The sequence below is a fragment of the Halomonas sp. genome (genome assembly GCF_041689495.1).
Taxonomy (GTDB): Bacteria; Pseudomonadota; Gammaproteobacteria; order Pseudomonadales; family Halomonadaceae; genus Halomonas.
Genome location: NZ_JBDNGD010000256.1, coordinates 1 through 4,463 on the forward strand (window position 1 = coordinate 1; position 4,463 = coordinate 4,463).

A 4,463-nucleotide genomic window follows, 5' to 3' on the forward strand; every position below is an offset into this window, starting at 1 on the left:
GGGTACGATGGCCGAGAACGCCACCAGGATCAGCATGGGCAGGATGAGGAACCATGCCCGATTATTGTATACCTTGTTATTCATTCCCCACCTCCACGCGATGCTCATCGATGTACAATCCCAGCCACTCCTCGGGAAATCTCACGAAGGCCGTGTCACCGGTAATGACCTGATCTTCGTCGAGGCGCGCCTTCAACCACTGATCACCGAGCTGGAATGACATGATGGAATAGGTGCCGAAATCCTGGATAATACCGACACGGACCTCGAACCCATCTTTTTCGGACGTGTCCGACACGTTGATGAACTCAGGACGAATTCCTAATTTTATATTGTGTGAATTGTGTTGCCGCATGGCGCGCTGCAAGCCAGGGCTGAGTGACAGGTCAATGCCGTGACTCCTGGCACCGGAAGCGGTCAACTCGACATCGAGAAAATTCATGCCCGGGCTACCGATGAAATAGCCTACAAAGGTATGAGCCGGGACCTCGAAGAGCTCACGCGGTGTCCCGAATTGCACTACCTGCCCCTCATACATCACCGCGATCTTGTCAGCAAAGGTCGACGCCTCGAGCTGATCATGTGTGACATAGATCATGGTGATATTGAATCGCTTGTGGATTTCCTTGAGTTTGCGACGCAGCTTCCACTTGAGCTGCGGATCGATGACGGTCAGGGGCTCATCGAACAGGATCGCCGAGACATCGTCACGCACCAGCCCACGACCCATGGATACCTTCTGCTTCTCGTCGGCAGTCAGGTTCTTGGCTTTGCGTTTCAACAGTGCAGTCAGGTCAAGGATATCCGCAATCTCCTTGACTTTCACTTTTACCTTGTCTTCAGGTGTCTTTATATTGCGCAACGGGAAGGCAAGATTATCGAATACTGTCATGGTGTCGTAAATGACCGGAAACTGAAAAACCTGAGCAATATTGCGCTCTTCCGGTGGTAATTCATTAACGACATTCGAATCGAATACCACTTCGCCTTCGGATGGAGTCAGCAGGCCTGAGATGATATTCAACAGCGTCGACTTTCCGCAGCCAGAGGGTCCGAGAAGGGCATAGGCACCGCCCTGGTGCCAGACGTGATCCATTTCGCGGATGGCATAGTCCTCCGGGGATGACGGATTCGCCAGGTAGCTGTGAGCAAGTCCCTTGAGAGTGATTTCTGCCATCTCATAGACCTCCCAGATGTGACGGGATATGAACTACGGCGCCCTGCTTGTCGAAGGCATAGACCTTGTGAGTCGGAAAATAGATGGAAATGGACTCATCAAAATCGAAGTTATGCACTCCCGCCAGATGTACGACCATGTCAAAGAGGTCATTGTGGACGTGAAGGAAGGTTTCAGAGCCACTGATTTCTGCCAACTCCACCTTGACCTTGACCTCCATGTCATGCTCCGTGTCGGGCTTCAAGGTGATATGCGATGGGCGAACCCCGAAGTGGTACTCACCTGGGGCCAGGGTCCCCAGATCGTCATTCAAAGGGAAGCGGGCATTCTTGTCGAAGGTGATCTCCTTGCCGGAAATAATGCCCTTGATCATGTTGATCGGGGGTTCAGAGAACATTTCGGCGCTTAGAATGCCACGCGGTCGATGGTAGACGTCGTCGGTACGGCCGTATTGAAGCAGCCGTCCCTCATGAAGGACTGCCGTATTGCCCCCCAACGCCAAGGCTTCATTGGGCTCGGTGGTGGCGTAGACGGCGATGCAATTTCGGGCCTTGAAAAGCTCGCGAAGCTCCTCGCGAAACTCTTCCCGCAACTTGTAATCGAGGTTGACCAGAGGCTCATCGAAAAGCACCAGGTCAGCATCCTTGACCAGCGCACGACCCATGGCGGTCCGCTGCTGCTGCCCACCTGAAAGCTCAAGAGGCATGCGGTCGAGCATGGCCTCGATATGCAACATCTCCGCGGTCTCGCGGACCCGGCGATCGATCTCTGACCGATCATACTTGGCCAGTTTCAGGGGGGAGGCAATGTTGTCGTATACGGTCAGGGCGGGGTAGTTGATGAACTGCTGATAAACCATGGAGACGTTGCGCTTGCGGACCGATACGCCGGTCACGTCCTCACCATTCATCAAGACACGGCCACGAGTCGGTTGCTCGAGACCGGCCATGAGCCTCATCAGGGTGGTCTTTCCGGCCAGTGTCCGGCCCAGCAACACGTTGAAGGAACCCGGCGCAAGCTCGAGGTCTATACCTTCGATGTGTGTGGCCCCGTTAACCACATGATCGATGTTTTCAAGGATCAGGGACATGTTTAACTCATTGTCATCATTGTTTTTCGGTGGCTGACACCATCGTGATACAGGGTGATGGGTCAATTGGGACGAACCGAGGATATGATCACCTGTGATGGCCATCTCATGCTGAAAAATGAAATCGAAGGTCAAAATGTTCTGTTTTCGTCATTGTATGGACGTTAATGTTCGTTTCCGATAATCAGACTAGCCCAGAGCCCCGAAATGAGCAATGCACCCCGAACATTGATTGGCTTATACATTAGTCTTACACATTGAGAGATAATGCTCTCATCCGCTTGGTGACGGGCAGGGAGCGAAATACCTTGAAGAGGCGACAGATTATCTATCGCGCGAAAGGAGAGGTTCGAAATCGATCATGCAGGTCAATCATGCCTGAGGCGTTGCACCCACCAGAGCGCATGTAGAACGCCAGGGAGCCACCCCAGGAGAGTAAGGGCCAGATTGATGACGATGCGCTGAACACCACCATGAGCAAGCCCAACGGATAACGGAGGCAAAAGCACCGCCAACACCATGAGGGCAGGACCGGGACGACCCGAGGACAGGCGACTGACGAACGAAGCCTCATCGGCGGCAACTGGGTGTTCAACGGACAGGCTATCTCCTGCCGCAGGGGTAAAATGCGCGACCCCATCCTCGTCCTGGTGGTCCAAAGCCTGGCGATGTGCCTCATGATCAATCTTCTGATCGATCTGCTCGGCACCGGCGGCCAGGTCCTCATGATGCCGCTCCCAGTCCTCCCAGTCGTGAGGTGTACCGGCACGGGGTCGGTGATCACCTGCCTCACGGGCACGGGACCAGGCCTTTTCCTCCAGGGTATTGGGGCGTTCCTTGTCGCGATCCAACTCTATCCCCTGGCGGGCAAGATACTCTCTGGCATCCATCGACGAGACTCCTTGGGTCAATCTTTTGAACAGGCTAGTCCATTATGACCTTGGGTTGAGGAACGATGACTGCAAGGCACAGGCTAGAACCGGATGTTAGTGATTGGAGCCACGAGCGTCTCGACGGTTCCGAAACAGCTATCCCCCACGGCGTTACCTCTGTCAGAAGAACTTCACAGCGTTAGTACATCGCTGGCGGAACGACATTTTTCCATCCATGAGTCAGCTATGCTGGTTAACAGGTCCGACGGGTAGTGTGACCGATACCTGCGGAGGTGCACGCCACCCACTCGCGTCACAAGCGAGAGGCAACTTAGGTTTCTGGCTATCAGTGCCGGTACAAGGAGGCAAGCTATGCCCAACAAGGCTCCCACCATCGTGCGCGACATCATGTCCCGTGACTGTTATCGAGTCACCGGGAAGACGTCGGTTTCCACCCTGGCAGAAGGCCTGGCGATTCATCGGCTACCCGGCGTTCCCGTTGTCGACGAGCGCGACCACCTGATCGGCTTCATCTCTGAGCGGGATGTGCTTGGCAAGGTGCTGGAAAGCTCCTACCTCAACGAGGAACCACCGCTGGTGAGGGAATTGATGCGCAACGAGGTGCTATCGGTACCCCCCAACAAGAGCATCACTGATCTGGCCCAGGAGATGCTGGGCGCCAAACCCAAGGTGTACCCCGTGGTCGAGCAGAGCCGGCTGGTGGGCATCGTCACACGGCGCGATGTACTCAGTGCCGTACTGCGGATGCGTCACAACTGAGAGCGAACTCCTGTCCACCGTGCCCCCGGCTTAGCCCAAGCGACGAGGCAATGGCGTTACCGTCACTGCCACGTGTTTGTGTGCTGGCAACTTTCTGAACAAGCACAAAAAAGAGAGCCGCCTCGGTGGTGAGGCGGCAAGAATGCGATCGAATCAAATATCAGAACGACACTACTAGCGACTGCTATCGCCTTATCTAGCGACTGCTATCGCCTTATCGTCTGCAGAACATCAGACAGCCCTCATGCCAAAAGTTCTCGAGCCGGTATAATTTTTTTGCAGTGGCACAGAGACCTGAATTCAAGAGATCGAAGCCGTCAAGCAGGTGACGGGGTAAGCGGCGGCGAGAAGGCCGGAAACCCCGCCCGATGGCCGCCGTGATGAAACAGGCGGGATCAGGGACAGCAATCCAAGGTGCTCGACCAGCCGCTTGCAAGGGCAAGTGACTGGAATTACGATGGAAACCGACTGCGGGTGTAGCTCAATGGCAGAGCAGAAGCTTCCCAAGCTTAAGACGAGGGTTCGATTCCCTTCACCCGCTCCA

At 54.9% G+C, this 4,463-nt stretch carries 4 protein-coding genes and 1 tRNA gene; 2 read left to right on the forward strand and 3 right to left on the reverse strand.

Going from position 1 to position 4,463, the window contains the following annotated elements:
* Nucleotides 1-76: 76 nt before the first annotated feature.
* From ACESMD_RS09050 to ACESMD_RS09060, 3 genes are all read right to left on the reverse strand, one after another.
* Complete coding sequence (locus tag ACESMD_RS09050) at nt 77-1,177, reverse strand: ABC transporter ATP-binding protein (RefSeq protein WP_372612407.1); 1,101 nt, start codon at nt 1,175-1,177, stop codon at nt 77-79.
* A 1-nt stretch (nt 1,178) separates the two neighbouring features.
* Nucleotides 1,179-2,267: an ABC transporter ATP-binding protein gene (locus ACESMD_RS09055; RefSeq protein ID WP_372612413.1), complete on the reverse strand. Its 1,089-nt coding sequence runs from the start codon at nt 2,265-2,267 to the stop codon at nt 1,179-1,181.
* A gap of 368 nt (nt 2,268-2,635) precedes the next feature.
* A complete protein-coding gene (locus ACESMD_RS09060; RefSeq protein ID WP_372612409.1) occupies nt 2,636-3,157 on the reverse strand; it encodes a YqaE/Pmp3 family membrane protein in 522 nt (173 codons plus the stop codon).
* Nucleotides 3,158-3,511: 354 nt separating this feature from the next.
* On the opposite strand from ACESMD_RS09060, the gene ACESMD_RS09065 reads away from it, so the two are divergent.
* Together ACESMD_RS09065 and ACESMD_RS09070 are read left to right on the forward strand one after the other, a co-directional pair.
* The gene (locus ACESMD_RS09065) at nt 3,512-3,919 is read left to right on the forward strand and encodes a CBS domain-containing protein (protein WP_372612411.1); all 408 of its coding nucleotides are present in this window, start codon (nt 3,512-3,514) and stop codon (nt 3,917-3,919) included.
* Nucleotides 3,920-4,389: 470 nt separating this feature from the next.
* Nucleotides 4,390-4,463, forward strand: a tRNA-Gly gene (locus ACESMD_RS09070).